A 24,898-nucleotide genomic window follows, 5' to 3' on the forward strand; every position below is an offset into this window, starting at 1 on the left:
CTTCCCACCTGCTAGTTTGAGCCGGTGGACATAGATGCGTACTCGGGCCCCGACTTCTACTGCGACCTCGCCATTCCGCATCCTGAACGGCTCGAGGTGGTGCACGAGGACGAGCTTGTTCTCGCCTACCACCACACCCGGCCATTCTGGGAGGTGCATATCGTCGTCGTGCCCAAGCGCCATATCGGATCCCTAACCGCTGTGCAGGCTGAGGAGGAAGCAGATATCCGGGCACTGCTTCGAACGGTCCAGTCAGTCGCCCGCTCGGTAGAGGATGCCCATGGCGCAGCCGGTGTTCTCACGAATCTCGGACGCTATCAGGATTCGAAGCACCTTCATATCCACATCTACAGCGGGGCCCTGCGCTGAGGGGTAATCTGACAAGACAGCGAGCCGGGACACCCTGGTTCGCGCAGTGACATGTGGGAAGCGAGCGAATAATGACTGAGACCGGACGGCTGCTGATTGTGCATGGGCCGAACCTCAACCTGCTCGGCACCCGTGAGCCGGAGATCTACGGCACCGCCACCATTGAGGACATCAACGAGCTGTGCCGGGAAACGGGGAGGCAGCTGGGCTTTGAGGTGGAGACTGCGCAGTCCAACCACGAGGGCGAACTGGTGGATGCGATCCAGGATGCCCGCAGCACCGCAGACGGCATCGTGATCAACCCGGCTGCCTACACGCACACCTCAGTGGCAATCGCCGATGCGCTGGCTGCGGTGGGGCTTCCGGTGGTGGAGGTGCACCTGTCGAATGTGCACGCCCGGGAAGAGTTCCGCCGGCACTCCTACGTCTCACCACTGGCCAGCGCAGTGATCGCCGGTGCCGGCATCACCGGCTACCGCTTCGCGGTCGAGCATCTCGCAGAATTGCTTGGCAACGGGTCGTAGCTGAACCCCGGAAGGATCCCTTCGCGGATCATGTCAGGGAAGAAGCGGTACGGGCCGTTAGGGTACCGCGACCGAGCGGAGCGCAGCGGGTCGCTCGCACAGGGCCGCTCAGCGGTCGACGCACTGGCCGGTAGAGACCGTTTCAGTGAAGGACTCGGGGTCAGCGAGCACTTCACCGGCGGCCTCGGCCGTCACCGCGAACCCCACCGCGTTTCCCTCCATGGCGCGGGCGAACACGATCCCGGCCACCCGGCCCTCCTGGTCCACCAGCGGGCCGCCTGAGTTTCCTTGACGCACATCAGCGTTGAGCTGGTAGATCTCCAGGTCGGAGGGCGAGCTGCCGTAGATGTTATTGACCTGAGAGACGTCCCGGGCCTGAACCACCGCTGATCCTGCCGAGAACGGACCACCGGAGGGGTAACCCATTACGAAGCCGGCATCCCCCGGCTCCATCGGGCCGCCGACCCGAGCGGGGACGGCGTCGAGCCCGTCCACGGCCAGCAGCGCCAGGTCACTGGAAGTGTTGAAGTAGACCACCCGGGCAGTGCCGATCTGTCCGTCGGGCAGCTCCACCGAAGGTTCGGCGACCCCGGCCACCACATGCGCATTGGTGACCACCCGGTCGGCGGCCACCGCCACCCCGGAACCTGCCTGAGACTGCCCGCACTGCTGGGCCACCCCGGTGATCCGGGCTACCGAGCGCTGAGTTCCAGCCGCAGCCTCGGTGAGCTCACTGGCCTGGGGGGCTTCAGGCTCCTCGGGCACCAGCAGCTGGGCGAGCTCAGGGATATCGGAGGCCAGCACAGTGGAGCGGACATCGGCGAACATCGCCTCCACCCGGTCCGGCATCAGGGTGTTGATCCCCTGCAGCACCGCCGACTGCTTCATGTGCTGATTGACCTGGGGAAAACCCATGGCCTGCACAGAAAAGCTCAGGGCTGCGATGACAATGAGGGCCACCACCAGATTGACCGCCGCACCGATGAGCGAGGAGACCGTCTTCAGGGTGGGCGAACGGAACATCCGCTGCACCTCAGCCCCGGCCGCTGAGCCCAGTGCGTGCCCAGCCACCACCAGCACAATGGCTGCCCCGATCACCGCCACCACACGCCACAGCGGGTCCGGTACCCAGGCAGCTACAATAGGGATCGCGAAGAAAGCCGCGATAGCTCCCACCAGGAATCCGGCCGCCCCGCCCACTGTGGACCAGACGCCGCGGGCAAATCCGGCCGCAACAAAACCAATCACCACCAGCACAAGAGCCACGTCCAGTAAAGTCACGAGACCATACGTTAGCCTGACAGGGCTACAACCTGGTAACTTCTATTCCACAGATAATGACCAACTTCACACCCTAGAAATGGAACGGTTATGGATCTCGAAGTGCTGCGCCGCGCTCCTCTGTTCGCCACGCTCGACGACGATGTCTTCGCAGCACTGACCAATGAGCTCACCGAGGTGGAGCTCTCCCGCGGTGCCTCGGTCTTCCACGAAGGCGATCAGGGCGATCAGCTCTACTTCATCGTCTCCGGCAAGATCAAGCTGGGCCGCTCCACCCCGGACGGCCGGGAGAACCTGCTGGCCGTGCTCGGCCCCGGCGAGATCTTCGGTGAGATGGCGCTGTTCAATCCCGCGCCGCGCACCGCCACCGCCACCGCGGTCTCAGAGACACGGCTGGCCGGGCTGAAGCATGACAGCCTCAAGGAGATCATCAACTCCAACCCGGAGATCTCCGTGCAGCTGCTGCAGGCTCTGGCCAAGCGCCTGACGCGCACCAACGAGTCCCTGGCCGACCTGGTGTTCTCTGATGTGCCCGGCCGTGTGGCCAAGGCGCTGCTGGACCTGGCCGACCGGTTCGGCCGCCCCGCCCCCGACGGCATCCTGGTGGCCCACGAGCTCACCCAGGAGGAGCTGGCTCAGTTGGTCGGAGCCTCCCGCGAGACCGTCAACAAGGCGCTGGCAGAGTTCGTGCAGCGCGGCTGGCTGCGGCTTGAGGCACGTGCCGTGGTGATTCTAGATACCCAGCGCATCAAGCAGCGCAGCCGCTGAGCTGACTGCTTTTGTCGCGGGGTTCGCCCCTGGTCATGCTCCGCTCGGTGCTCCGCGGCGCGCTCGAATTCCTTGGCTCGAATAGCCCGCTCGCACAGTCAGCTACTCAATGAGCCTGTTGAGCCCACGTGGCGTTGGCATACTTGCGCTTGTACCGAATGCCCCGGACAGCCACCCAGGCCCGCCGCTTGAGGTGGAACCGGTCAGCGCGGGCGATCATCGGGGTGTGCAGCTTCTTCTCCCGATAGAGCCGATCCACTTCCGCCAATACTGCAGGGTCGTCAACGTAAGTCTTCAGAATGGACCGCGGCACCACGGTGTAGAGGATCTCGGTATCCACATACACGCACTCCGATGACGGGTTCCTGCGGACCACATCCTCCACCAGGTAGCCGGCCAGGTTGTGCCCCTGGGCGGTGGCGTGCGAACTGGAGCGGCCTTGGCGGGTGTTGACCTCCAAGATCTTGAACTCGCCGTCGCGTTCGTCATACTTCAGATCCACATTGGCCAGCCCGGTATAGCCGATGCCCTCCAGGAAGTCCTTCAGCTGGGTCATGACCTCCCGGTTGAACTGGGAGCGTACTGCCGCGAAGTTCCCGATCGCGGTGGGCTCATGCTCCTGCAGCACCACCTGGGCCAGATTCACGAACTCCGCCCGTCCGTCGGTATGCAGGTAGAGGTCCGACTCGTACACGTAGGTGTCCCCGCCAGGGATGAAATCCTGGATGATCAGGGAGCTGCGGTACCCGGAGCTCTCAACACGGTCGACGACGCCGCGCAGCTCCTCGGCCGAGTACACCCGGTAGATCTTCTCCTGGCCTTGGAACTTATTGCGGTTGTACTGCACCGGGTCACTGGGTTTGACGATCACCGGGAAGCGGCTGATCTTCTCTGCCTCCAGCGGCTCCCCAGCCTGGTGGATGTGGGTCTCCGGGATGGTCAGGCCGTGCTGCTCGGCGAAGGGGTAGAACAGCTCCTTGAGTTGGAGAGTCTCCAGCAGCTCTGCGGTGGGGTAGTTGAACCGGTAGTGCTCCCCCAGTGCTGAAGCGTGTTCAATGATCAGGCGCACGTACTGGTCGTTGGTGCCTACCAGCAGAAGCGGGGCGGCGTCGTCATGATGTTTCTTCGCGAACTGAAGCAGGGCGGGCAGAAAAGCTTCGGCGGTGTCCAACTCATCCACCAGAGTGATGGATTCGATGATGGTGGAGTAGCTCACGTAGCCCAGCGCCATCTTGCCGATCACATGCGGTTTGACCCCGAAGCCTTCGTGGAAGGCGGTGGCCATGTGGTAGGCGTTGAGGTCGGTGCCGATCAGGACCGGGGTGAAGCCGTGCTCAGCTGACATGGGCAATCAGGTCGACTTCCACGGGGGTGTCCAGCGGAAGCACCGGTACGCCGACTGCGCTGCGGGCATGGGTTCCGGCCTCGCCGAAGGCCTCACCGAGCAGCTCGGAGGCTCCGTTGATCACCTGCGGCTGGCCGGTGAAGTCCGGTGCGCTGGCCACGAATCCGCCGACCTTGGCGATCCGGGTGATGCTGTCCAAATCCACCACGGACTTCAGGGCCGCAATCAGGTTCAGCCCGCACTGCTTGGCCAGCTCATAGGCCTGTTCTGGGGTGACCTCGGCGCCCACTTTGCCCTTCACGGGAAGTTCACCGCCCACCAGGGGCAGCTGCCCGGAGACGTAGACGACATGATCGACGACGACGGCGGGGTGGTAGACGGCAACCGGGGGCACTACATCGGGCACCGTGAGTCCGAGGGCGGCCAGACGGTCTTCGACCTGAGACATAGAAGACTCTCCTTGCCCGGGACTACTGCTTAGGACGTTTGAGGTAGGCCACCGGGGCGTTGCCGTCGGGGCCCGGGAGCACCGTGACCAGCTCCCAGCCGTCCTCGCCCCACTGGTCGAGAATGCCCTTGGTGTTGTGGATGATGAGCGGAATAGTGGCGTACTCCCACTGTGTCAGTTCAGCCATGCCCTCACTCTACAGCGCTGGTCCCACCGGCGCGCGCAGTTCGCGCTGCCTCGGGGCACCTTCGGTGCCCAGCTCTCAATCGCCTCAGAAGACTGCGGGCAGGCTGGCGTCTTCACTCGGCTCAATCGCCTCTCGGCCGGCAGAGCTTTGCCGGCCTTCACGCCTTATGGACTCCTATGCGGCGGATAGTAGGTGAAGAACTTCTTGACCAGTTTGGCCTGTGCGGCCAGCACCAGCGGCCGCCTGCGGAGGCTGCGGTCGGCCGCATAGAAAAACGGGTTCCGAGCCCCACCGGAGCGCAGCAGCTTCGCCACCCGGCGGCGGCGCTGCGGATCGGTGACGTAGCGGGGCGCCAGCCACTTCGGCAGCAGCGTGTAGACCGTCTCCTCGGTGGTCTCCAGGGGCGGCTGGCCGGCGGCCGGGGGCAGGGTATTGAGGATCCAGTCCGCTACGTACCAGGTCACCGGGTTGTGGCCGGTGCCGGTCACGTAGTAGCTGGAGTTGCCAAGCCGGGGGTTGAGCTCAAAGAACTTGGTGCTGCCGTCACGCGGATCGTATTTGAGATCGAAGTTGGCGTACCCCACCCATTTCAGCTCGCTGACCAGCTGCTGGGCCTGTTCCACTGCCTGGCTGTTCTGCCCGGTGAGGATCACCGAGGGGTTGCCTAACAACGCGGGGCTGTGGTCTTCCACGATGGTCTCCCCGTAGGAGGCGAAGCGGATTCGGGAGTCGGCATCGCAGTAGCAGGTCAGCACCCGCATCTGCTGGTCATCGCCGGGGATCTCCTCCTGCACCACAAAGCTGCCCCGGTACCCGGCCTCCTCGGCGGCGCTGAGCAGTTGCTGGAGCTCCTCAGGAGTCTGCATCCGGTGGACCTTCTTGCGGCCTTCGAAGCTGATGTGCAGCCAGGCTGAGACATCGGAGGGCTTGGCCCACACCGGGAAGCTGATATTCAGCGGCAGCTGGGTATCCAGCGGCTGGGCGAGGTCTACGATCCGGGTCACCGGGTGATTGATCCCCAGTCTCTGCGCCAGTGCGGAGAAGTTGTGCTTGATGGTTCCGGCCTCGAACCGCTGCTGGTCCACATAGGGGGCCACGAAGCCCAGCGGCAGCCGGCCGGCATCGCGCAGCTGGATGATCGCCTGCACTGTGGCATCCATGGAGCCCAGCAGCAGCAGCTTCACCCCGGTCTCACGGAGCTGGTCCAGCTCGGCAGTCTCCAGCCCCTTGAGCAGCTCATCGGGATCTGTGGCCGAGGCCACCGGCAGGTAGCGGACAATCTCCGAGTGGCGGATCATCCACAGCTCGGCCTTGCCCAGGCTGAAACTGGGGATTCCGTAGGCCTCATGGAAGGCCCGGGCCAGGGCGTAGGCCCCGGTGTCCGCCCCTGCGATGACTGGGACGAACCCCACCTCACGGTATTTCTGGATCACTGCTGACATACCTGCCTTTAGAGCCCGTGCCGCCAGGTGGTGGCCTCATACCTGCGGCCCTGCACCAGGTATCGGCGCAGCAGGGAGGCGTTGCGGCGCGGGGAGATGTCCTTGGCGTAGACCAGCGGATTGGTGTCCTTGCCCTCGGCCAGCAGGCGGTCCACCTCGGCCCTGGTCTCCGGGTCGGTGACGTATTTGCGCAGCACGTATTTGGGCACCACCCGGAAGAGGATGTCCGCCTGGGCCAGAGTGAGCCCCTTGCGACGGCCGAAGACCACGTCATCTACCAGGTACTGCATCACCGGGTGGCCCATCTGAGCAGGGTAGTAGCTGGAGCGGCCGGGCCGGCAGTTGATCTCCATGACCTTGTAGACGCCGTCGCGCTCATCCCATTTCATGTCCACATTGGCCACCCCGGTGTAGCCGATGGTCTCCAGGAACTCCTTGAACTTCAGCATCAGCTCCTCGTCGTATTTGGAGATGATGGCGGTGTAGGAGCCCACTAGGTGGGATTCGTGCTCCTGCAGGGCCACCTGGCCCAGGGTGACCAGCTCGCACTTGGCCTCACTGTTCAGGTACAGCACTGCATCCCAGATCCTGCTGTCGTCCCCGGGCACGAACTCCTGGATGATCAGGCTGTCCCGGTAGTCGGAGGCCTCCACGGCGCGCACTACCTGGTGGACCTCTTCGATGGAGTTCAGCCGGTAGATCTTCTGGTGCCCGGCGATCTTCTGATGGTTCAGCCACCACTGATTGGGGTTGGCGGGCTTGATGATCACCGGGAACCGGTCCACCTCCAGGGTGAAGGGCTCGCCCATCTGGTGCACCTGGGTGGCGGGGATGTCAATCCCGTGCTGGGCGGCCAGCTGGTAGAAGGCCTGCTTGTCCATGATCTGGGAGCGCAGCGTCTCGTCGGGACTGTTGAACACATAGTGCTGCCGGATGGTATCGGCATGCCTGGCCACCAGCTCCACGTACATGTCGTTGCTGGGCACCAGCACCAGCGGCACACCGTATGTGGCCTTGAGCTGCCTGGCCTTCTGGGTGAGTACCCGCAGGAAGCCCTCATCCTCACTGATGTCATCGTGCAGCTCGATATCCAGGATGCTGCTGCCCCAGGTGAAGCCGGTCTTGTACTTGCCCAGCATCACCGACTTCACCCCGTAGGTCTCGTGGAAGCTGCGGGCTGGGGTGTACCCGTGGATCATGGTTCCCAGGATCACCGGCAGGAACCCTGCCTTGCGAGGACTGACGCTCATTTGCAACACACTAACGCAGAGAACATACGACGACGCCCGTGGCTCACCTAAACCACGCCTTGAGAGAAATCTGCCCCAGGTTTTGACGGGCCCGATATCATAATCCGGATGGCACCTGCGAAATCCCCCCTCTTTGACACGGCTACCACCGTGGGCAAGATCATGTCTTTCCTGGGCATCAGTGCCCTCTGTGGGCTGCTTGCCGCGGGCCTGCTGTTCCCTCTTGCTGCCACCGGGGGGGCTGCCGCCTCAGCCGGGCACGACATCCTTGATGAGGTTCCGGTGGAGCTGCAGGAGGAACCGCTGTCCACTCCCTCGCATATGTATGCCCGGGACGGGGAGACCTGGATCGCCACTTTCTACGTGGAGAACCGGGTGCCGGTGCCGCTGGACGACATCTCCCAGGAGATGCAGGATGCCATTATTGCCATTGAGGATGAGCGATTCTTCGACCACGGCGGGGTGGACGCCCAGGGTGTGGCCCGCGCTGCGGTGAACAATGTGATGTCCCCCCAGACTCAGGGCGCTTCGACGCTGACCATGCAGTATGTGAACAACATTCTGAACAACGCCATGGTGGTCCGTGGCGAGGCAGACAATATCCTGGCTGCAGGCATCCAGGAGAAGACCTACGCCGACAAGCTGCGCGAGATGAAGCTTGCCGTACAGCTGGAGCAGGAGATGACCAAGGATGAGATCCTTGAGGGTTATCTCAATATTGTGATGCTCGGCGGGGTGAACTACGGGGTGGAGGCCGCAGCCCAGTACTACTTCGGCGTGCCGGCCGCAGAGCTGGATGCCCAACAGTCGGCCACTCTGGCCGGCATCGTGCAGGCGCCCAACTACTACCGCCCGGACCACAACCCGGAGAACGCGGAGAACCGGCGCAACACTGTGCTGCGCAACATGTACACCCAGGGCTTCATCACCGAAGCGGAGTTCGAGGAGGCCCGCAGCATCGATCTTGCGGAGACCCTGCGCCCGGCTGAGGAGATGAACAACGAGCGTGGCTGCATCGCAGCAGACTTCGCGCAGTATTTCTGCGACTATGCCGCAGAGGAGATTCGCCAGCTTGGCGCTTTCGGCGAGACAGCCGAGGAGCGCACTGAGCTGCTGCACCGCGGGGGGCTGCGAATCATCACCACTCTGGATCCTGAGCTTCAGGAGCATGCCGAGGCAACCGTAGAGCAGCACCGGCCCTCCGGCACCGGCGCTGCTGCGGTACTGAACTCCCTGGATCCGGAGACCGGTGACATCCTGGCCATGGCGCAGTCCACTGAGTACAACCCCTCGGAGTTCGAGGAGGACAACCCCGGGGAGTGGTATGAAACCTCTTTGAATCTCAACGCCGGGCAATCCCATAACGGCGGCATCGGCTTCCAAGGCGGCTCAACCCTCAAACCCTTCGTGGCTGCCACCTGGGTGGAGGAGGGCAATTCCATGGATGACCAGGTGGCCGCTGATACCACGCACTACGAGTACCTCAGTGAGTGGGAGGCCTCCTGTGAGCCTGCCGGGCATATCCGCCTGTTGGATGAAGACGGCTGGGATGTCTGGAACGTCATGGACGACACCGAGCGCGAGATGAGCGTTGACTGGGGCCTGTTTTGGTCCATCAACACCGCCACCGTGGCCACCACTCATGCCATGAACATCTGTGCCATTACCGATCTGACCAGCCGGCTGGGCATTGAGGGCGTGAGCGAGGGCCAGACAGAAGTCGGCCCACTGCGCCACGATGAGCCCGCCTTTGTGATGGGCTCCACCTCCATCACACCCATGGTGATGAACCGGGCCTACTCGGCATTCGCCAATGACGGCACCATCTGCGCTCCGCGCGCCCTGCTGGAGGTCACCGATGCCCACGGCAACTCCTATGAGGTGCCCGAGACGGACTGCGATGAGGCAGTGGACCCAGATGTGGTTGCCCAGGTCAATGACACGCTGATCAATGTTGCCGAGCAGAACCAATACGTCCAGCAGCGCGACGGCAGCGCCCCCTTCCCGATGGCCGGGAAGACCGGTACTCATGAAAGTGTGTCTGTGATGTCCTTCCAGGGGTACACCGAAGGTATCTCCACCACCGCTTATATCACCCGTATGGACGACAATGATTGCATGTGGCCAGAGGGCGCAATCGAGAACAGAACCTGTCACGGCAACATTCCCGAGGAATACGCCGGCGACGTCGCCTTCCCGTTCTGGTACGACTACATGCGCGAGGTAGCCCCCACCCGGGCCACCGGCGACTTCACCACCTCGCCCAACTCGCCGTTCAGCGAGCGCCGCTCCGGCTGGTCCGGCCGTTACAACCCCTCCGAGCTCGGCAGCGGCAGTTCGGACAGTGACGACGACGACGATGACGATGACAACGGCGACGATGACGATGACGACTGAGCCTGTCGGCACTCGAGCAGCAGCGGTCCGATCAGCGCTGGCCCGGTGAGCGCTGACAATACCGCAGCCTGGGCGGCTGCCGGACTCGGCGGCGTCGTCGGTGCACTGGGGCTGGGAACACTGGTGTATGCCAACCAGGTGGAGCTCAACCGGTTCACTCTCCGGCACGCAGAGATCACCGTTGCGGATCTGCCCGCTGAGCTGAGGGTGCTGCACATCTCAGACATTCACTACGTGCGAGGGCAGCAGCGCAAATACCGGTGGCTGCAGCAGCTGGCCGACCTTGAGCCGGACCTGGTGGTCAATACCGGGGACAATCTCTCCGACCGGCAGGCTGTGCCCGAGGTGCTTGAAGCTCTAGGGCCGCTGCTCCAGTTCCCCGGGTGTTTTGTGCCGGGCTCTAATGACTACTACGCCCCCCGGTTCAAGAACCCGCTGAAGTATTTCAAAGGGCCCTCCACCCTGCATCCCAGCACTCAGTCACTGCCCACTGAGGAGCTGTTCGGCGGTTTCGAGACCGCCGGCTGGGCCAACCTCACCAATGCGCACAGCTCCGCCCGGTTCAACGGACTGGAAGTGGAGTTCTCCGGAGTGGATGACCCGCATCTACAGCTCGATGAGTTCTCCGGCTGGCCCAGCACCGATGCGCAGCCGAAGCAGCCTGCGGATCTGAAGATCGGGGTGGCCCATGCCCCAGTCCGGCGAGTGCTGGAGACCTTTGCCGACTCCGGGGCTGATGCGGTCTTCGCCGGGCATACCCACGGCGGCCAGGTGTGCCTGCCGGCCTTCGACGGGTCCGGCGGACACGCCCTGGTCACCAACTGTGACCTGCCTCCGCGGTACGCTAAGGGACTGCACACCCTGCGCGGGGCTCACGGCAGCACGGAGGTGCATGTCTCAGCCGGCATCGGCACCTCAGCCATGGCTCCGGTGCGGCTGTTCTGTCCACCTGAGGCGACCTTGGTCACCATCGGCCCGGAACAACGGTGAGCAGTTTGGTCCCCATCCCCTACCCGGAGTAAAGTAGTTGCACCATGCAACAATCTGAGCAGAAGCGCAGCCAGGAGTCGCAGGAAAATCCTGAATCCCCGCTCGGCGCTCAGCAGCGCGCCGCCCGGCAACGGGTGGAGTCCGGGGAACGTCGCAGCCTGGCCCAGGCGCTGGGCCGGCTGGTGCCCTATCTGGAGGGCCTGAAGCTGCGCTGGTTCTTCGGCGTGCTGGCTGCTATCGGCGCCGGGGTCATCGCGCTGTCCATCCCGGTGGTGCTCGGAGGGCTGGTCGATGACATCGAGGCCGTCAACGCCGTGGGTGCGGTGGTTTGGACCGCCTTCGCCATTGTGCTGGGCCTGGGCGTGCTGGAGGCGATCTTTGTCTTCCTGCGCCGGTTCTTTGTGATCCCGCCGGCCTCAGACGCTGAGATGAATATGCGCATCTCCCTGTTCGACCGTCTGGTGCATCAGAACGCGACCTTCCACGGAGCCTGGGAGGCCGGTCAGCTGCAGTCCCGCGCCATTGCTGACCTCAATATGCTGCGCAGGTTCTTCGCCTTCGGCTCACTGATGCTGGTCACCGCCACCATCACAGTCAGTGTGGGCATCGGCGTGATGTTCACCTGGTCACCCATACTGGCCGGACTCTTCCTCTGTGCCGCAGTGCCGGTGATCGTGCTGGGTCCGACCTTCCGCCGCAAATTCATCCACTACTCCCGCTCAGCCCAGGACCAGGCCGGTGAGGTGGCCACCAAGGTGGAAGAGTCGGTACACGGCATCCGGGTGCTGAAGGCCTTCGGCCGCGGAGACTGGGCCCGCTCCTCCTTCAAGGAGGAAGCCGCCACCCTCCGTGACCTCGAGGTCTCCAAAATGCGCACCCTGGCCAAGTTCCAGATGCTCATGGTGCTGCTGCCGGAGTCAGTGCTGGCGCTGTGCATCTTCACCGGCCTCTACCTGGCCGCCCAGGGCGACCTGACCCCCGGCGCGCTTGCCGGGTTCTTCGCCATGGCCGTGGTGCTCAAACAGCCCATCGAGGGCATCGGCATGCTCATCGGCATGGTCTTCATGGCCAAGACCAGCATTGACCGACACATTGATGTGATGGACATCGAGCCGGAGGTCACCTCCCCGGCCGAGCCGACCACCTCCGAAGAGCGTGGGCTGGTCGAGCTGGATCAGGTGCACTTCCGCTACCCCGACGCCAAGGAAGACCTGATCCGCGGCGCCACTCTGCGCGTGGAGCCTGGGGAGACCATGGCCCTGGTCTCGGCCACCGGCGGCGGTACCTCCACCCTGCTGAACCTGGTGCCTCGGCTCTATGACGTCACGGGGGGCAGTGTGCGGATCGACGGCATCGATGTGCGAGAGTACTCGCTGCCGGATCTGCGCTCCCGGATCGCAGTGGCCTTTGAGGACCCCACCCTGTTCTCCACCACGGTGAAGTCCAATGTGCTCCTGGGCACCGGCCATCAGCGCGACGAGGACGACCCGGCACACCCGCACCGCGACCAGGCTCCTACCGCTGGCCAGCTGGAGGAGGTTCTGACCGAGGCACTGCACACTGCTGACGCCGAGTTCGCCGCCAACCTGCCCGGGGGTCTGGACACCAGAATCGGCGAGGAGGGGCTCAGCCTCTCCGGCGGCCAGCGCCAACGGCTGGCTCTGGCCCGGGCGATCGCCGCCAAACCTTCGGTGCTGCTGCTGGACGATCCCCTCTCCGCCCTCGATGTGCGCACTGAGGAGCGGGTCACTGCGCGGCTGCGCAGCGTGCTGGAAGGCACCACCACTCTGATTGTGGCCCACCGCCCCTCCACAGTGGCTCTGGCAGACCGGGTGGCCCTGCTGCACCAGGGCCGGATCACCGATGTGGGGACTCACACCGAACTGCTGGCCCGCAGCGAGACCTACGCCAAGATCATGAAACCGCCCCCGCCCGGGGGCCAAGAACTCATGGACACGATCTCCGCAGACGAGAGCGAGCAGGGATTCCGCGAGAACGGAATGTTCTCGGGGGAAGCGAACGAACGGGATGCGATTCCCGCCGAGCACGATGAGGCCCGAGACCAAGCCGACGGGTCGACTTTAGGTGCGGAGTCCGGCGCCGTTGCAGCCGAACGAGAGGCAGCGGGACATGTGCCCGCCGCCGGGACTAGCAGGGAGGTGACCAAGTGAGCGAGCACAACGGCCGCACTGCGAATATCGACGATTCGCACTTTGTCGACACTGCCGCACTGGACCTCTCCAAGATCGCACCCCCGCGGGAGCAGGATGAGTTCGCCCACCTGCGCGGCACCGCCGCCGAGGAGGAGCTGACCTTCAACAAGGATGAGCGTAAGTTCATCCGCAGACGCTCGCTTTCCCTGCTCTGGCGGGCCAGCGAGGGCGTTCGCGGCAAGCTGCTGGTCACCGCCACCGCCGTGGTGGTCTCCCAGGCCGCTCAGGCCGCCACCCCGTTCATCGCTGGTGGACTGGCCATCGACTGGGGCTTGCCAAGGCTGATCGACGGGGATATGACCGGCCTGTGGATTCCGGCTGTGCTCTACCTGCTCTGCGCGATCACCGCCGGGGTGCTGCTCTACTGGTACACCCGGATGACCGCCGAGGCTTCCCAGGCCATGCTCTACAAACTGCGCGATGAGGTCTTCCGCAAGACCCAGGCACTGAGCCTGGACTTCCACGAGGACTACACCTCAGGCAAGGTGATATCCCGGCAGACCTCAGACTTGGAGGCGCTGCGCGAGCTGCTCGACGGCGGGGTCAACCAGCTGGTCCAAGGCATCATGTTCATGACCTTCACTTTTGTCTACATCTGGATCAGCGACTTCCGCTCCGGACTGGTGCTGCTGGCTGCTGTGGTGCCGATCTTCTTCCTGGGCCGCTGGTACCAGAAGAACGCTGAGGTGGCCTACCGGCGCACCCGGATCAGCTCGGCCAGGATGATCGTGCACTTTGTGGAGTCGATGACCGGCATCCGCGCGGTCCAGGCCTTCCGGCGCGAGCACGCCCGGTCCCGGCAGTACCGCAAGCTGGCCAAGATTTACCGCGATGACATGGTCAAGTCCATCGGGCTCTTCGGCATTCTGCAGCCTGGGCTCATGCTGATCGGCAATCTCTCGGTGGCAGCTGTGCTGCTCTGGGGCGGCTTCCGAGTGCTCGAGGGTGACCTCGGTGCTGGGCTGCTGGCCGGTATCGTGCTCTCCACCAAGCGGGTGTTCCAGCCGCTGGACATGATCGCCATGTTCTACAACTCCCTGCAGTCGGCTACCGCGGCCCTGGAGAAGGTTTCCGGTCTGCTGGAGGAGACCCCCAAGGTCCGCCAGGTGAAGAAGCCCCGGCATTTGGAGGAGTGCCGCGGGGAGATCGAGTTCAGAGATGCTGAGTTCAAGTACACCGAGGAGGGCCCGGTGGTGATGCAGAAGCTGGACCTGCACATCCCGGCCGGGCAGACCGTGGCGGTGGTGGGCCGCACCGGGGCCGGCAAGTCCACCCTGGTGAAGCTGCTGGCCCGGTTCTACGATGTCACCTCCGGTTCGCTGACCCTAGACGGTGTGGAGCTGCGCGAGCTGGCCGAGCATGATCATCACCGGCACGTAGCGATGGTCACCCAGGAGGCTTTCCTGTTCTCCGGCTCCATCCGGGAGAACATCGCCCTCTCCCGCCCGGAGGCCACTGATGAGGAGATCTACGACGCTGCCAAGGCCGTGGGTGCCCATGAGTTCATCTTGAGCCTGCCGGAGGGCTACGACACTGACGTGAATAAGCGCGGCGGCCGGATCTCTGCCGGTCAGCGCCAGCTGGTCTCCTTCGCCCGAGCCTTCCTGGCCGACCCTGCGGTGCTGATCCTGGATGAGGCGACGTCGTCCTTGGATCTGCCCAGCGAGCAGCTGGTGCAGCAAGGGCTGGAGCGGCTGCTGGGCAGCCGGACCGCACTGATCATCGCCCACCGGCTCTCCACTGTGGCCATCGCCGACCGGGTGCTGGTCATCGATGAGGGCCACGTGGTCGAAGACGGCTCCCCGGACGAGCTCATCGCCGCCGGCGGCTACTTCGCCAAACTCCACAGCGCGTGGTCGGCCACCATGGGCTCCTGACCACGAGTCGATCCACTCCGAGTTGGCCAGTTGGATCCCTTGGAAATGCTGCAGCTGGAGACTATCCTGCGCCGCCTGCTAAAGCTCTGACTGACCTGCCCTTACGGGGCTCCGCCGTTCCCGTTCAGAAACTCAGAGCGGAGCCGGTGAGGCGGCGGTAGGCGTCCAGATAGCGGTCCCGGGTGGCAGTGACGATCTGCTCCGGAAGCGGTGGTGGGGCGGCGTCGTCGTCCTTGTTCCACCCTGAGTCGGGGCTGGTCAGCCAGTTGCGGACGTACTGCTTGTCGAAGCTGGGCTGGACCTTGCCCTGCCGAACGTGCTGCTCCCACCCCTCGGCCGGCCAGAACCGGGAGGAGTCCGGCGTGAGCACCTCATCGGCCAGCACCAGCTCGCCAGCGGCATCCAGCCCGAACTCGAATTTGGTGTCGGCCAGGATGATCCCGGTCTGCGCGGCGCGCTCGGCAGCGAAGCGGTAGATCCGCAGCGAAGCCTCGCGCACCCGGTCCGCCAGCTCGGCGCCGAGCGCCACTTCCAGCTTCGCGAAGCTGATGTTCTCATCGTGCAGACCCTGCTCGGCCTTGGTGGAAGGGGTGAAGATCGGCTCAGGCAGTTTCGAGCCGTCGGTCAGCCCCCCGGGGAGCGGGATCTGATGGACGGTGCCGAACTCGCGATACTCAGCAAGCCCGGAGCCGGTCAGGTAGCCGCGCACAATCGCCTCGGCCTCCACCATCTCCAACCGGCGGACGACGACGCCGCGGCCGGCCACTTCTTGGGGCACTTCAGTAGACACCACGTGGTTGCCGATGCCCTGGGCGGCTAGCTGCTCGAACCACCAGAGGCTGAGCTGGGTGAGGATGATGCCCTTGTCCGGGATGCCTGGGCTCAGGGCGTGGTCATAGGCGCTGATCCGGTCGGTGGCCACCATGAGCAGCACGTTCTGCCCGTCCCACTCAGATCCTGGGGCGGGCTGGTAGAGGTCGCGAACCTTGCCGGAATGTAGATGCTGCCAGCCGAGAAGTTCGGATGCGCTCATACTGCCGGTTCCACACTGATCTGCCCGGCGACCGCTTTGGCGGCGATGTCGGTGCGGTACTGGGCGCCCGGCCAGCTGATCTTCTGCGCCCCGGCGTAGGCGCGGGCCTGGGCCTGGGCGAGAGTGTCGGCGGTGCCGACCACGGCCAGCACTCGCCCGCCTGCGGTGACCAGCTCGCCATTCTCGTCGAGCACGGTCCCGGCGTGCAGCACTGAGACTCCAGTGTGTCGTTCAGCCTCCTGCACCCCGGTGATCACATCGCCCTTGCGCGGGGACTCCGGGTAGTTCTCTGCAGCGATCACTACATCTACTGCGTAGCCGTTCGACCACTCCAGCTGCCGATCGGCATCCAGCTGACCGGTGGCTGCATCGAGCAGCAGCTGGCCCAGCGGTGTCTGCAGCCGCTCGAGCACTGCCTGGGTCTCGGGATCGCCGAACCGGACGTTGAACTCTACGACCTTGACTCCCCTGGAAGTGACCGCCAGACCACAGTAGAGCACACCGATAAACGGGGCGCCGCGGCGGGCCATCTCCTCGATGGTGGGCCGGGCGACGGTGTCCACCACGATCTCGGTGAAGTTCCGGGTCACGCCCGCAGGATCGGTCTCCGCGTAGCCCTCCAGCCAGTCCAGCGGCGTATAGGCGCCCATGCCTCCGGTGTTGGGGCCGGCGTCGTCGTTATGGATCCGTTTGAAGTCCTGGGCGGGGCTCAGCGGAACCAGGTTCTGTCCGTCGCTGAGCACAAAGAGGGAGACTTCGGGACCGTCCAGGAACTCCTCGATGACTACCGTGGAGCCCCCGGAGAGACAGCTGACCGCATGCGCGACTGCGGCCTCCCGATCCTCAGTGACCACCACCCCCTTGCCCGCGGCCAGGCCGTCGTCCTTGACCACATACGGGGGGCCGAAGCTGCTCAACGCCTCGATCGCCTCGGCCGGGGTGGTGGCATGGACTGCCTCAGCGGTGGGAACTCCGGCGGAGCTCATCACCAGTTTGGCGAAAGCCTTGGAGGCTTCAAGCTGGGCGGCGGCCTGCGAGGGGCCGAACACCGGAATGCCCGCATCGCGGACAGCATCGGCCACGCCGGCGGCCAAAGGAGCCTCGGGGCCGATGACTACCAGATCGTAGCCGCCGTCGTAGGCCAGCGCCGCGACATCACGGGGGGCGCTGGCATCGACTGCTTTCAGCGTGGCGTCCTGGGAAATCCCGGCGTTGCCCGGGGCGGCATGGACCTCTTTGACCTGCGGGTCACGGTTCAGCGCGCGGACAATAGCGTGCTCACGGCCTCCGGACCCAATCACCAGAATCTTCATGGCTCCAGCCTAGCGGCAGCCGGGCCTCAGCAATCCTCTGCTGGCACTTAAGTCGGAAGAGCTGACGGGGGAGGCCTCGGCCTGGCGATGGCTTAGGGGGTTCTGCCGGTAGGTGCTGCCGTTGTGAGCATGTGCGAGGGTGCGTACTGGGCAAATCCGGCGGAGTGGGGCACATGCCGCAGGCATGTGTGACCGAGCCAGGCGCAGAACCAGTTACGTGCCAGCGTGAGCGCAAGAGCGCGAGCCGGGGGCCCGCTGATGGGCCGTGGGAAGCAAGCGAACCAGACATCGCCCAGTGGCGGATCTCTTAAAGTGGCGAGAGCACAGCGCCGGGCGCAGCAGGAGCCGGAGACTCAGTCGTCATAGGGTGTACCTATGAGCAGTGTGCAGACAGCTACGGCGGTTCAATCCGCAGAACTGGCAGTGGTGACCCGGGCCGGGTTCACCGAATCCCGGCACCTGGGCTCCGCGGTGCTGATCGGCCCCGGGGGCGGAGTCCTCCGCTCCCTGGGCGCCCCGCAGGCCACCACTTTCCCGCGCTCATCTCTGAAACCTCTGCAGGCGGTGGCTTCGCTGCGCTCCGGTGCACTGATCAGCCCGGAGGCTGTGGCCCTGGCCTGCGGCTCCCATATAGGATCCCAGCGGCACCAGGACCTGGCGGCCAGCACACTGGCCAAAGAGCGACTGGAGGAGAGCCACCTGAAGTGCCCGGAGGCGTATCCGGCCCGGACCAAGGATCTACAGCAACACCTGGAGGCGGGCCGCCCTAAGACCAAGCTGGCATTCAACTGCTCGGGCAAACATGCTGCTTTTCTGGCCGCAGCCCGCACCCAGGGCTGGCGGCTGGCCACCTACACCGACCCTGAACACCCTCTCCAGCAGGCGGTCAACGAGGTCTACGCCGAGTACTGCGGGGAGCGGCCTGCCGCAGTGGGCGTAGACGGCTGTGGGGCCCCGGCTGCCGCCATGAGCCTGACCGGGCTGGCCCGCGGGATGGGGAAGCTGGCATCCTCGTTGTCCCGCCGAGATGCCGAGGTGCATGCCTTCACCGTGACCCAGGCGATGCTGGACTACCCGTGGGCGGTGCGCGGCGAGGGCGAATCCGACACCGTGGTGATGGAGCAGCTGGGCCTGCTAGCCAAATCCGGGGCCGAGGGTGTGCTGGTGGTCGCCGCCCCTGACGGCACCACCGCAGCGGTGAAGACCCTGGACGGCTCGCCGCGGGCCAATCACCTGGTGGCGTTGAGCCTGCTGGCCGCCGCCGAGGTCATCGATCTGGATGACTTACAGCGGGTGCTGACCATCCTGGTCAAACCGATCACTGGCGGGGCCGATCAGCTGCCTGCCGGGGAGCTTCACCTCTCTGAGGCTGTTACCTCAGCCCTGTAGCTCGCATACCCACGTACGGTGGTCGGTTGCGACGACAAATCTGTCCGAAAAGCGGGCAGATCCTCGTCATAGCCGCCCACCGAACGGATCAGGAGGAGCACCACCAATGGCAAGACGACGTATCAGTGAGCAGCAGGGCCAGACCGCCCTGCAGACGTGGGCAGAGGAGCACGACGGCGCTGACTCCCCTGACCGCCGCACCCTCGCCACTGCAGTGCGTTACCTGCTGGAAGAACTGGCCGAACGGGCTCCGGGGAACTCTGTGGAGGTACGGGTGCCGCCCTACGGGGTCACCCAGTGCATCGCCGGACCCGCCCATACCCGCGGTACCCCGCCGAACATAGTGGAGCTTGACCCAGCTACCTGGTTGCAACTGGCCACTGGGCGGCTCCGCTGGGAGCAGGCGCAGCAGACCGGCCGGATCACCGCCTCCGGCACCCGCGCCGATCTGAGTCATCTGCTTCCCCTAAGTGCCCGATTGAGCCGGGAGCAGACCTGAGCCCGCTCAGGGCCTTCCGAGACCCGACTGAGCCGAGAGAAATGCCCCGCATGCCGAACTATTACCAAGGTGGCTGAGGATTGCCCGCTCATTTCGGGCAGGCGATTGAGGGGAACACGGCGAAGCCGCGTAGAATTGCCCATATGTCTCCAAGCACGCACCGCCGTCAAGTGAGCGTTCGCACCGTGCCCAAACTGATGCCGTTCATTGTGGGCGCCGTGGTGGTGGCCTTCACTGCCGCCGTCATCGTGGTGTATTCCACCCCAGCTGATCCCAACTACTCCCGTGCAGCCTCCCTGGGGTATATGACCCTGGTGTTCTGCCTACCGGCCATCGCCCTGGGCGCCACTGCGTGGCTGACCCTGGAGAAAGTGCTGCGCGGCCGTTCAACCTCCGGCTACATCGAACCGGCAGAGGAGCGCTGAGCACATGGCACGGGCCGACGGCCGCCTGAATCACAATCTTCTGGATGAGGACCCTCTGCCGCAGGACGAGTGCGGAGTGTTCGGAGTCTGGGCCCCGGGCGAGGAGGTCGCCAAGCTCAGCTTCTACGGGCTCTTCGCCCTGCAGCACCGTGGTCAGGAGTCGGCCGGGATCGCCACCTCCGACGGCGACCATATCCAGGTGTACAAGGACGTGGGCCTGGTCTCCCAGGTGTTCGACGAGGCCACGCTGAACGCTCTGCGCGGGCATATCTCGATCGGCCACTGCCGCTACTCCACCACCGGCGGCAACCAGTGGTCCAATGCCCAACCGACTCTCGGCGCCACCCCGCACGGCACTGTGGCTCTGGGCCACAACGGCAACCTGACCAACTCCGCGGACCTCTACGACCAGGTGGTCGCCCGGCACGGGGCCGCCAAGTTCGGCGAGCTCGCCCAGGGCAACACCACAGACACCGCCCTGGTCACCGCCCTGCTGAAGAACCAGCCCGGAGAGTCCCTGGAGGAGCAGGCGCTGGCGCTGCTGCCCACTCTGAAGGGCGCCTTCTGCCTGGTGTTCATGGATGAGAACACCCTCTACGCCGCCCGCGATCCACAAGGGGTCCGGCCTCTGGTGCTGGGTCGGCTGGCCAACGGCTGGGTGGTGGCCTCTGAGCAGTCCGCCCTGGCCACCGTGGGCGCCAGCATCATCCGGGAGGTGGAGCCCGGAGAGTTCATCGCCATCGATGCCGACGGGGTTCGCTCCCACCGGTTCGCCGAGGCTGATCCGGCCCGCTGTGTGTTCGAGTACGTGTATCTGGCCCGCCCGGATGCCAACATCAACGGCCGCAGCGTCTATGAGTCCCGGGTGGAGATGGGTCGGCAGCTGGCCCATGAGGACACCCACGACGCCGATATCGTGATCCCGGTGCCCGAATCCGGCACTCCTGCCGCTGTGGGGTATGCGGAGGCTTCCGGACTGCCGTTTTCCCAGGGGTTCATCAAGAACGCCTATGTGGGCCGCACCTTCATCCAGCCCAGCCAGACTCTGCGCCAGCTGGGGATTCGGCTCAAGCTCAACGTGCAAGAGCATGTGGTGCGGGGCAAGAAGGTGGTGGTGGTAGACGATTCGATCGTGCGCGGCAACACTCAGCGGGCTATCGTGCGGATGCTCAAGGAGGCCGGTGCCGCAGAAATTCATGTCAAGATCTCCTCCCCGCCGATCAAATGGCCCTGCTTCTACGGGATCGACTTCGCCACCCGCGCCGAGCTGATCGCCAACGGGGCTACCATTGGAGAGATCACCACGGCAGTGGGCGCAGATTCCCTGGCCTACATCAGCGAAGACGGCATGATCGCCGCCACCGGTCAGCCGCGCTCCACCCTGTGCACCGCCTGCTTCTCCGGCCAATACCCCATTGAGCTGCCCCCGGAGGAGCGTCGCGGCAAGATGCTGCTGGAGCAGCCGCTGCTGCCTGGGATGCCGCACCGCCGGGCGCAGATCGGCTGCGAACCCGGCCCGGATGCCGAGTTCGAACTCGATGACACTGAGCCGCCGCTGCGCGAGGAGACCGTGACCAACGGTGCCGGCAACGGGGTGCTGGAAAGCACGACGACGGGAGCCCGGCAATGAGCGGAGGCTCACCTATCACCTATGCTTCGGCCGGGGTGGATGTGGAGGCCGGCGACCGTGCCGTGGAGCTGATGAAGGCTCATATCGAGGCCACCCATACTCCGCAGGTGGTGGGCGGCTTCGGCGGCTTCGCCGGTCTCTACGACGCATCTGAGCTGAAACGGCTGCCTCGGCCGCTGCTGGCCACCTCCACCGACGGTGTGGGCACCAAGGTGGCGATCGCCCAGGCCATGGATATTCACGACACCATCGGATATGACCTGGTGGGCATGGTGGTCGATGACATTGTGGTGGCCGGGGCGAAACCGCTGTTCATGACCGACTATATCGCCTGCGGAAAGGTGGAGCCGGCCCGGATCGCCGCAATCGTCTCCGGGATCGCGAAGGCCACTGCCGAGGCCGGCACTGCCTTGGTGGGTGGTGAGACTGCTGAGCATCCCGGCCTGTTAGGCGAGCACGAGTATGACGTCGCCGGGGCGGCCACCGGCGTGGTGGACGCCTCCGCTGTGCTGGGCCCGGAGCGGGTCCGGGCTGGGGATCTGGTCATCGGCATGGCCTCCTCCGGCATCCACTCCAACGGGTACTCACTGATCCGCCGGATTGTGCATGAGGCCGGCTGGGCCTACAGCAGAGAGGTTCCGGAGTTCGGCCGCACCCTGGGCGAGGAGCTGCTGGAGCCCACCAAGCTCTACACTCAGCCCTGCCTGGATCTGGTGTCCCACTTCAACGGCGACCCCGCTGAAGCCGAGATCTCCCCCGACGCACCGATCCGTGGTTTCAGCCATGTCACCGGCGGCGGTATGGCCGCCAATCTGGCCCGCGTGCTGCCCAACGGGCTGATGGCCACTGTGGACCGGTCCACCTGGGCCTGGCCTTCGGTGTTCACCGTGATGGCGGATCTGGGCCAGGTGCCGCAGGCTGATCTTGAGCGCACTCTCAATTTGGGGGTAGGCATGATCGCGGTGGTGGCACCTGAGGCTGCCGACGGCGTCGTCGAACGTCTCAATGCCGCAGGTCTTCGCTCCTGGGTGATGGGTAGTATCAGTGCATACTCCCCGGGGGAGGTGGCCGATGCCGGTGAGGACTTTGTGCAGGGCGCCAAAGGCGTGGACGGCGGCGGCGTCCTGCTCACCGGCACCTACGCCGGGTGACCGGAGACAGCGGAACGCGTTACGCGTAACATGGAGGCATGAGCAGCGCACAGCGTGTAGCGGCCTACCGCCAGCGCATGAAGGACCGCGGCTACCGCGAGATCCGCATCTGGGTGCCGGACACCAACAGCGAGGAGTTCCGGCAGTACTGCCGCGAGTCCGCCCAGCGAATGGCTGAGGCAGACCGGAAAGAGGGCATCATGGACGAACTGGAGGAGTTCGCCGCTGACTTGCCCGAGGACGACTACTCGTGAGGGAAGCCCGTCGCGGTGATGTCTGGACGATAGGCGGCGGACCGGGCGGTGACAGCAACAAGCCTCGGCCTGCGATCATCATCCGCAGCGATTCGTTTGAAAATCCGGAGTCGATCACAATGATTCCGCTGACCACCGTGCCTCTGGAATCACCAACCCGCGTTCACATCGGCTCTGACGAAGCCACCGGAATAGCGAATGACTCATACGCAATGACGGACAAGATCCACACCTACAAACGCTCTGCACTTGGAACCTACTGCGGTCGCCTCACAGCTGAGCAGCTCGTGGAGGTGGAGCGCGCGCTGCTGCTCTACCTCGGCATCGCGGGCTGACCCCAGGGCCACGCCGGGTCAGTCCCGCTCTGCGGTCAGAAACTGGGGCGAGGTGGCGGCGTCGTGCTCACTGGTCAGCCGGCGGCGCATGGTGGTGATGGCCTCCAGATTCTGGTCGATGAGCAGATAGCGACGGCCCAGTTCAGCCGCAGCCGCCCCGAGGGTCCCGGAGCCGGCGAAGAAGTCCAGCACCCAGTCCCCCGGCCGCGAGGACGCAGCCACCATGCGGCGGATGATGCCCAACGGTTTCTGGGTGGGGTAGCCGGTCTTCTCCCGGCCGTTGGGCGAGACGATGGTGTGCCACCAGACATCGGTGGGCAGCTTGCCGCGGGCGACCTTCTCGGCGGTCACCAGGCCCGGGGCCATATAGGGCTCCCGGTCCACCTCCGCACTGTTGAACCAGTAGCGCTTAGGATCCTTGACGTAGACCAGGATGGTGTCGTGCTTAGTGGGCCATTTCCGTTTGGTGCGTGCCCCATAGTCATAGGCCCAGATGATCTCGTTGAGGAAGCATTCCCGGCCGAACAGCGCATCCAGCAGCACCTTGGCGTAGTGCACTTCCCGGTAGTCCAGGTGCAGGTAGAGCGTGCCGGTCTCAGCCAGCAGGCGCCAAGCCTGCTCCAGCCGGGGGGAGAGGAACTCCCAGTAGTCGGCGAAGGCATCGTCATAGGCGGTCAGGGTGCCCTTCAGCGTCTGATAGGTCCGGCCCTTGAACCCCACCCGGTCGCCCTCGGCCGAGCGCACGGTGCTGATGGACTGCCTGCGCTGGATTCGGCCGGTGTTGAAGGGCGGATCGATGTAGATCATCTGGAAGGCCTCATCCGGAAGCTGCTGAAGCACCGGGAGGTTCTCGCCTTCGATCACGGTGTTCGGGCCATCCGGCCGCCACAGGGCAGAGCTCATCAGCCTCAAGCGACCCGCTGGTAATAACTGGGTTCGTGCCGCTTGAGCATACCCACCACGGCGTAGGTGACCGGCAGCAGCACCCATTCAATGAGGCACTTGTAGACCACCCCAAGAATGAAGTAGTTCCAGAACTCGCCCCAGCCCATCAGCGGGAAGAGGTCGATGCCGGGCAGCGCATTGAGGAACAGCGGGAAGGTGGTGAAGGCGATGAGCCCGAAGATAAAGGTGTCGACGATCTGGCCGAAGACCGTGGAGGACATCAGGCGCGCCCAGAGATTGGATTCGCCGAACCGGGACTTGATCCAGGTGATGACATAGGCATTCATCAGCTGCCCCGCTACGAAGGCGATCAGCGAGGCGATGAGGATACGGACGTATACCCCGTCCCAGCCGAAGAGAATCTCAAAGGCCTCCTGGTTGTAGGCGTCCCCCACCGGCGGTGAGGCGGTGACCAGGCCGAAGACCACTGCGCCGACCACCATCACCGTGAAGCCAATGAGTACGGCTCTCAGGGCGGCCCGGAAGCCGTAGACCTCTGTGATGATTCCGCCGAGCAGATAAGTCAGCGGGAACAGGAAGACGCCGCCGTCGACCACCCAGTCGGTGAAGCCCAGGTTGAAAGACATCTGCTTGGTCGCGGCGATATTGGAGATGAGGTAGAAGGCCGCAAGCAGTGAAACAAGGATCGCGTAGTACTGGCTGCCGATGCTGGCGAAGCGTGTTTTTGTGGTTTCTCCGGGGGCCGCAGAGGCTGCGGACCCCTGCCCAGATCCGCTATCGGGCGTGGTCATAGGGGTGTCCTCTCATCAAGGGGTTTGAAAGTAATTCGAAGAAGCCTGCTGCCTGGGCGTGGCTTCCTACCGGTCTAGCGT

24 protein-coding genes are annotated in these 24,898 nt (G+C 64.7%); 14 read left to right on the forward strand and 10 right to left on the reverse strand.

Going from position 1 to position 24,898, the window contains the following annotated elements; translation table 11 throughout:
* Positions 1-24: 24 nt before the first annotated feature.
* Positions 25-369, forward strand: coding sequence for an HIT family protein (locus F0311_RS07810; RefSeq protein ID WP_223881204.1), 345 nt, complete (start codon positions 25-27; stop codon positions 367-369).
* 71 nt (positions 370-440) lie between these two features.
* Positions 441-893 (forward strand): type II 3-dehydroquinate dehydratase, encoded by a 453-nt coding sequence (gene aroQ / locus F0311_RS07815; protein ID WP_150461384.1) that lies wholly within the window; start codon positions 441-443, stop codon positions 891-893.
* A 108-nt stretch (positions 894-1,001) separates the two neighbouring features.
* Here the strand turns inward: aroQ and F0311_RS07820 are convergent, their stop codons facing one another.
* Positions 1,002-2,174 carry a MarP family serine protease gene (locus F0311_RS07820; protein ID WP_150461385.1) on the reverse strand — a complete coding sequence of 391 codons (1,173 nt, stop codon included), beginning with the start codon at positions 2,172-2,174 and terminating at the stop codon, positions 1,002-1,004.
* Positions 2,175-2,264: 90 nt separating this feature from the next.
* Between F0311_RS07820 and F0311_RS07825 the strand changes: the two genes are divergently transcribed.
* On the forward strand, positions 2,265-2,942 hold the full coding sequence (locus F0311_RS07825; RefSeq protein WP_150461386.1) for a Crp/Fnr family transcriptional regulator: 678 nt from the start codon (positions 2,265-2,267) through the stop codon (positions 2,940-2,942).
* A 106-nt stretch (positions 2,943-3,048) separates the two neighbouring features.
* On the opposite strand, the gene F0311_RS07830 is transcribed toward F0311_RS07825, so the two are convergent.
* From F0311_RS07830 to F0311_RS07845, 5 genes are all read right to left on the reverse strand, one after another.
* Entirely contained in the window at positions 3,049-4,287 is a 1,239-nt protein-coding gene (locus F0311_RS07830) for a carboxylate--amine ligase (RefSeq protein ID WP_150461387.1), read from the reverse strand.
* On the reverse strand, positions 4,277-4,735 hold the full coding sequence (locus F0311_RS07835; RefSeq protein ID WP_150461388.1) for a RidA family protein: 459 nt from the start codon (positions 4,733-4,735) through the stop codon (positions 4,277-4,279). Before F0311_RS07835 ends, F0311_RS07830 begins: the two co-directional genes overlap by 11 nt.
* Positions 4,736-4,757: 22 nt before the next feature.
* The gene (locus tag F0311_RS18015) at positions 4,758-4,922 is read right to left on the reverse strand and encodes a hypothetical protein (RefSeq protein WP_168888476.1); all 165 of its coding nucleotides are present in this window, start codon (positions 4,920-4,922) and stop codon (positions 4,758-4,760) included.
* Positions 4,923-5,086: 164 nt separating this feature from the next.
* Entirely contained in the window at positions 5,087-6,364 is a 1,278-nt protein-coding gene (locus F0311_RS07840; protein WP_150461389.1) for a carboxylate--amine ligase, read from the reverse strand.
* 8 nt (positions 6,365-6,372) lie between these two features.
* Complete coding sequence (locus F0311_RS07845; RefSeq protein ID WP_150461390.1) at positions 6,373-7,614, reverse strand: carboxylate--amine ligase; 1,242 nt, start codon at positions 7,612-7,614, stop codon at positions 6,373-6,375.
* A 108-nt stretch (positions 7,615-7,722) separates the two neighbouring features.
* Here F0311_RS07845 and F0311_RS07850 point away from each other — a divergent pair, with 108 nt between their 5' ends.
* From F0311_RS07850 to F0311_RS07865, 4 genes are all read left to right on the forward strand, one after another.
* Positions 7,723-10,011, forward strand: coding sequence for a transglycosylase domain-containing protein (locus tag F0311_RS07850; RefSeq protein ID WP_223881205.1), 2,289 nt, complete (start codon positions 7,723-7,725; stop codon positions 10,009-10,011).
* A gap of 45 nt (positions 10,012-10,056) precedes the next feature.
* Positions 10,057-11,001 carry a metallophosphoesterase gene (locus F0311_RS07855; RefSeq protein ID WP_150461392.1) on the forward strand — a complete coding sequence of 315 codons (945 nt, stop codon included), beginning with the start codon at positions 10,057-10,059 and terminating at the stop codon, positions 10,999-11,001.
* A gap of 44 nt (positions 11,002-11,045) precedes the next feature.
* On the forward strand, positions 11,046-13,172 hold the full coding sequence (locus tag F0311_RS07860; RefSeq protein WP_150461393.1) for an ABC transporter ATP-binding protein: 2,127 nt from the start codon (positions 11,046-11,048) through the stop codon (positions 13,170-13,172).
* A 74-nt stretch (positions 13,173-13,246) separates the two neighbouring features.
* Complete coding sequence (locus F0311_RS07865) at positions 13,247-15,091, forward strand: ABC transporter ATP-binding protein (RefSeq protein WP_150461644.1); 1,845 nt, start codon at positions 13,247-13,249, stop codon at positions 15,089-15,091.
* A gap of 124 nt (positions 15,092-15,215) precedes the next feature.
* Here the strand turns inward: F0311_RS07865 and F0311_RS07870 are convergent, their stop codons facing one another.
* Both F0311_RS07870 and purD read right to left on the reverse strand, forming a co-directional pair.
* Positions 15,216-16,124, reverse strand: coding sequence for a phosphoribosylaminoimidazolesuccinocarboxamide synthase (locus F0311_RS07870; protein WP_150461394.1), 909 nt, complete (start codon positions 16,122-16,124; stop codon positions 15,216-15,218).
* Entirely contained in the window at positions 16,121-17,437 is a 1,317-nt protein-coding gene (gene purD, locus F0311_RS07875; RefSeq protein ID WP_150461395.1) for a phosphoribosylamine--glycine ligase, read from the reverse strand. Before purD ends, F0311_RS07870 begins: the two co-directional genes overlap by 4 nt.
* 375 nt (positions 17,438-17,812) lie before the next feature.
* Here purD and F0311_RS07880 point away from each other — a divergent pair, with 375 nt between their 5' ends.
* The 7 genes from F0311_RS07880 to F0311_RS07910 all read left to right on the forward strand — a co-directional run bounded on the left by F0311_RS07880 (position 17,813) and on the right by F0311_RS07910 (position 23,120).
* Positions 17,813-18,826 (forward strand): asparaginase, encoded by a 1,014-nt coding sequence (locus F0311_RS07880; protein ID WP_150461396.1) that lies wholly within the window; start codon positions 17,813-17,815, stop codon positions 18,824-18,826.
* 106 nt (positions 18,827-18,932) lie between these two features.
* Positions 18,933-19,325 carry a sterol carrier family protein gene (locus F0311_RS07885; RefSeq protein WP_150461397.1) on the forward strand — a complete coding sequence of 131 codons (393 nt, stop codon included), beginning with the start codon at positions 18,933-18,935 and terminating at the stop codon, positions 19,323-19,325.
* Between the two features lie 143 nt (positions 19,326-19,468).
* Entirely contained in the window at positions 19,469-19,750 is a 282-nt protein-coding gene (locus F0311_RS07890) for a hypothetical protein (RefSeq protein ID WP_150461398.1), read from the forward strand.
* A 4-nt stretch (positions 19,751-19,754) separates the two neighbouring features.
* The gene (purF, locus tag F0311_RS07895) at positions 19,755-21,380 is read left to right on the forward strand and encodes an amidophosphoribosyltransferase (protein WP_150461399.1); all 1,626 of its coding nucleotides are present in this window, start codon (positions 19,755-19,757) and stop codon (positions 21,378-21,380) included.
* A complete protein-coding gene (gene purM / locus F0311_RS07900) occupies positions 21,377-22,531 on the forward strand; it encodes a phosphoribosylformylglycinamidine cyclo-ligase (protein ID WP_150461400.1) in 1,155 nt (384 codons plus the stop codon). Before purF ends, purM begins: the two co-directional genes overlap by 4 nt.
* A gap of 38 nt (positions 22,532-22,569) precedes the next feature.
* The gene (locus tag F0311_RS07905) at positions 22,570-22,785 is read left to right on the forward strand and encodes an antitoxin MazE-like protein (RefSeq protein ID WP_150461401.1); all 216 of its coding nucleotides are present in this window, start codon (positions 22,570-22,572) and stop codon (positions 22,783-22,785) included.
* A complete protein-coding gene (locus F0311_RS07910) occupies positions 22,782-23,120 on the forward strand; it encodes a type II toxin-antitoxin system PemK/MazF family toxin (RefSeq protein WP_150461402.1) in 339 nt (112 codons plus the stop codon). Before F0311_RS07905 ends, F0311_RS07910 begins: the two co-directional genes overlap by 4 nt.
* An 18-nt stretch (positions 23,121-23,138) precedes the next feature.
* Here F0311_RS07910 and F0311_RS07915 read toward each other — a convergent pair whose 3' ends face one another.
* Together F0311_RS07915 and F0311_RS07920 are read right to left on the reverse strand one after the other, a co-directional pair.
* On the reverse strand, positions 23,139-24,023 hold the full coding sequence (locus F0311_RS07915; protein WP_150461403.1) for a DNA-methyltransferase: 885 nt from the start codon (positions 24,021-24,023) through the stop codon (positions 23,139-23,141).
* Positions 24,024-24,028: 5 nt separating this feature from the next.
* Positions 24,029-24,817, reverse strand: coding sequence for a queuosine precursor transporter (locus tag F0311_RS07920; protein WP_150461404.1), 789 nt, complete (start codon positions 24,815-24,817; stop codon positions 24,029-24,031).
* Between the last annotated feature and the right edge of the window lie 81 nt (positions 24,818-24,898).

The organism is Nesterenkonia ebinurensis, assembly GCF_008711175.1.
GTDB lineage: Bacteria > Actinomycetota > Actinomycetes > Actinomycetales > Micrococcaceae > Nesterenkonia > Nesterenkonia ebinurensis.

Bases quoted from the DNA above. Each gene is read 5' to 3' on its own strand.
- aroQ (WP_150461384.1), top strand. From the start codon at position 441: ATGACTGAGACCGGACGGCTGCTGATTGTGCATGGGCCGAACCTCAAC.
- F0311_RS07825 (WP_150461386.1), top strand. From the start codon at position 2,265: ATGGATCTCGAAGTGCTGCGCCGCGCTCCTCTGTTCGCCACGCTCGAC.
- F0311_RS07830 (WP_150461387.1), bottom strand. From the start codon at position 4,287: ATGTCAGCTGAGCACGGCTTCACCCCGGTCCTGATCGGCACCGACCTC.
- F0311_RS07835 (WP_150461388.1), bottom strand. From the start codon at position 4,735: ATGTCTCAGGTCGAAGACCGTCTGGCCGCCCTCGGACTCACGGTGCCC.
- F0311_RS18015 (WP_168888476.1), bottom strand. From the start codon at position 4,922: ATGGCTGAACTGACACAGTGGGAGTACGCCACTATTCCGCTCATCATC.
- F0311_RS07840 (WP_150461389.1), bottom strand. From the start codon at position 6,364: ATGTCAGCAGTGATCCAGAAATACCGTGAGGTGGGGTTCGTCCCAGTC.
- F0311_RS07845 (WP_150461390.1), bottom strand. From the start codon at position 7,614: ATGAGCGTCAGTCCTCGCAAGGCAGGGTTCCTGCCGGTGATCCTGGGA.
- F0311_RS07850 (WP_223881205.1), top strand. From the start codon at position 7,723: ATGGCACCTGCGAAATCCCCCCTCTTTGACACGGCTACCACCGTGGGC.
- F0311_RS07860 (WP_150461393.1), top strand. From the start codon at position 11,046: ATGCAACAATCTGAGCAGAAGCGCAGCCAGGAGTCGCAGGAAAATCCT.
- F0311_RS07870 (WP_150461394.1), bottom strand. From the start codon at position 16,124: ATGAGCGCATCCGAACTTCTCGGCTGGCAGCATCTACATTCCGGCAAG.
- purD (WP_150461395.1), bottom strand. From the start codon at position 17,437: ATGAAGATTCTGGTGATTGGGTCCGGAGGCCGTGAGCACGCTATTGTC.
- F0311_RS07880 (WP_150461396.1), top strand. From the start codon at position 17,813: ATGAGCAGTGTGCAGACAGCTACGGCGGTTCAATCCGCAGAACTGGCA.
- F0311_RS07885 (WP_150461397.1), top strand. From the start codon at position 18,933: ATGGCAAGACGACGTATCAGTGAGCAGCAGGGCCAGACCGCCCTGCAG.
- F0311_RS07890 (WP_150461398.1), top strand. From the start codon at position 19,469: ATGTCTCCAAGCACGCACCGCCGTCAAGTGAGCGTTCGCACCGTGCCC.
- purF (WP_150461399.1), top strand. From the start codon at position 19,755: ATGGCACGGGCCGACGGCCGCCTGAATCACAATCTTCTGGATGAGGAC.
- purM (WP_150461400.1), top strand. From the start codon at position 21,377: ATGAGCGGAGGCTCACCTATCACCTATGCTTCGGCCGGGGTGGATGTG.
- F0311_RS07905 (WP_150461401.1), top strand. From the start codon at position 22,570: ATGAGCAGCGCACAGCGTGTAGCGGCCTACCGCCAGCGCATGAAGGAC.
- F0311_RS07915 (WP_150461403.1), bottom strand. From the start codon at position 24,023: ATGAGCTCTGCCCTGTGGCGGCCGGATGGCCCGAACACCGTGATCGAA.
- F0311_RS07920 (WP_150461404.1), bottom strand. From the start codon at position 24,817: ATGACCACGCCCGATAGCGGATCTGGGCAGGGGTCCGCAGCCTCTGCG.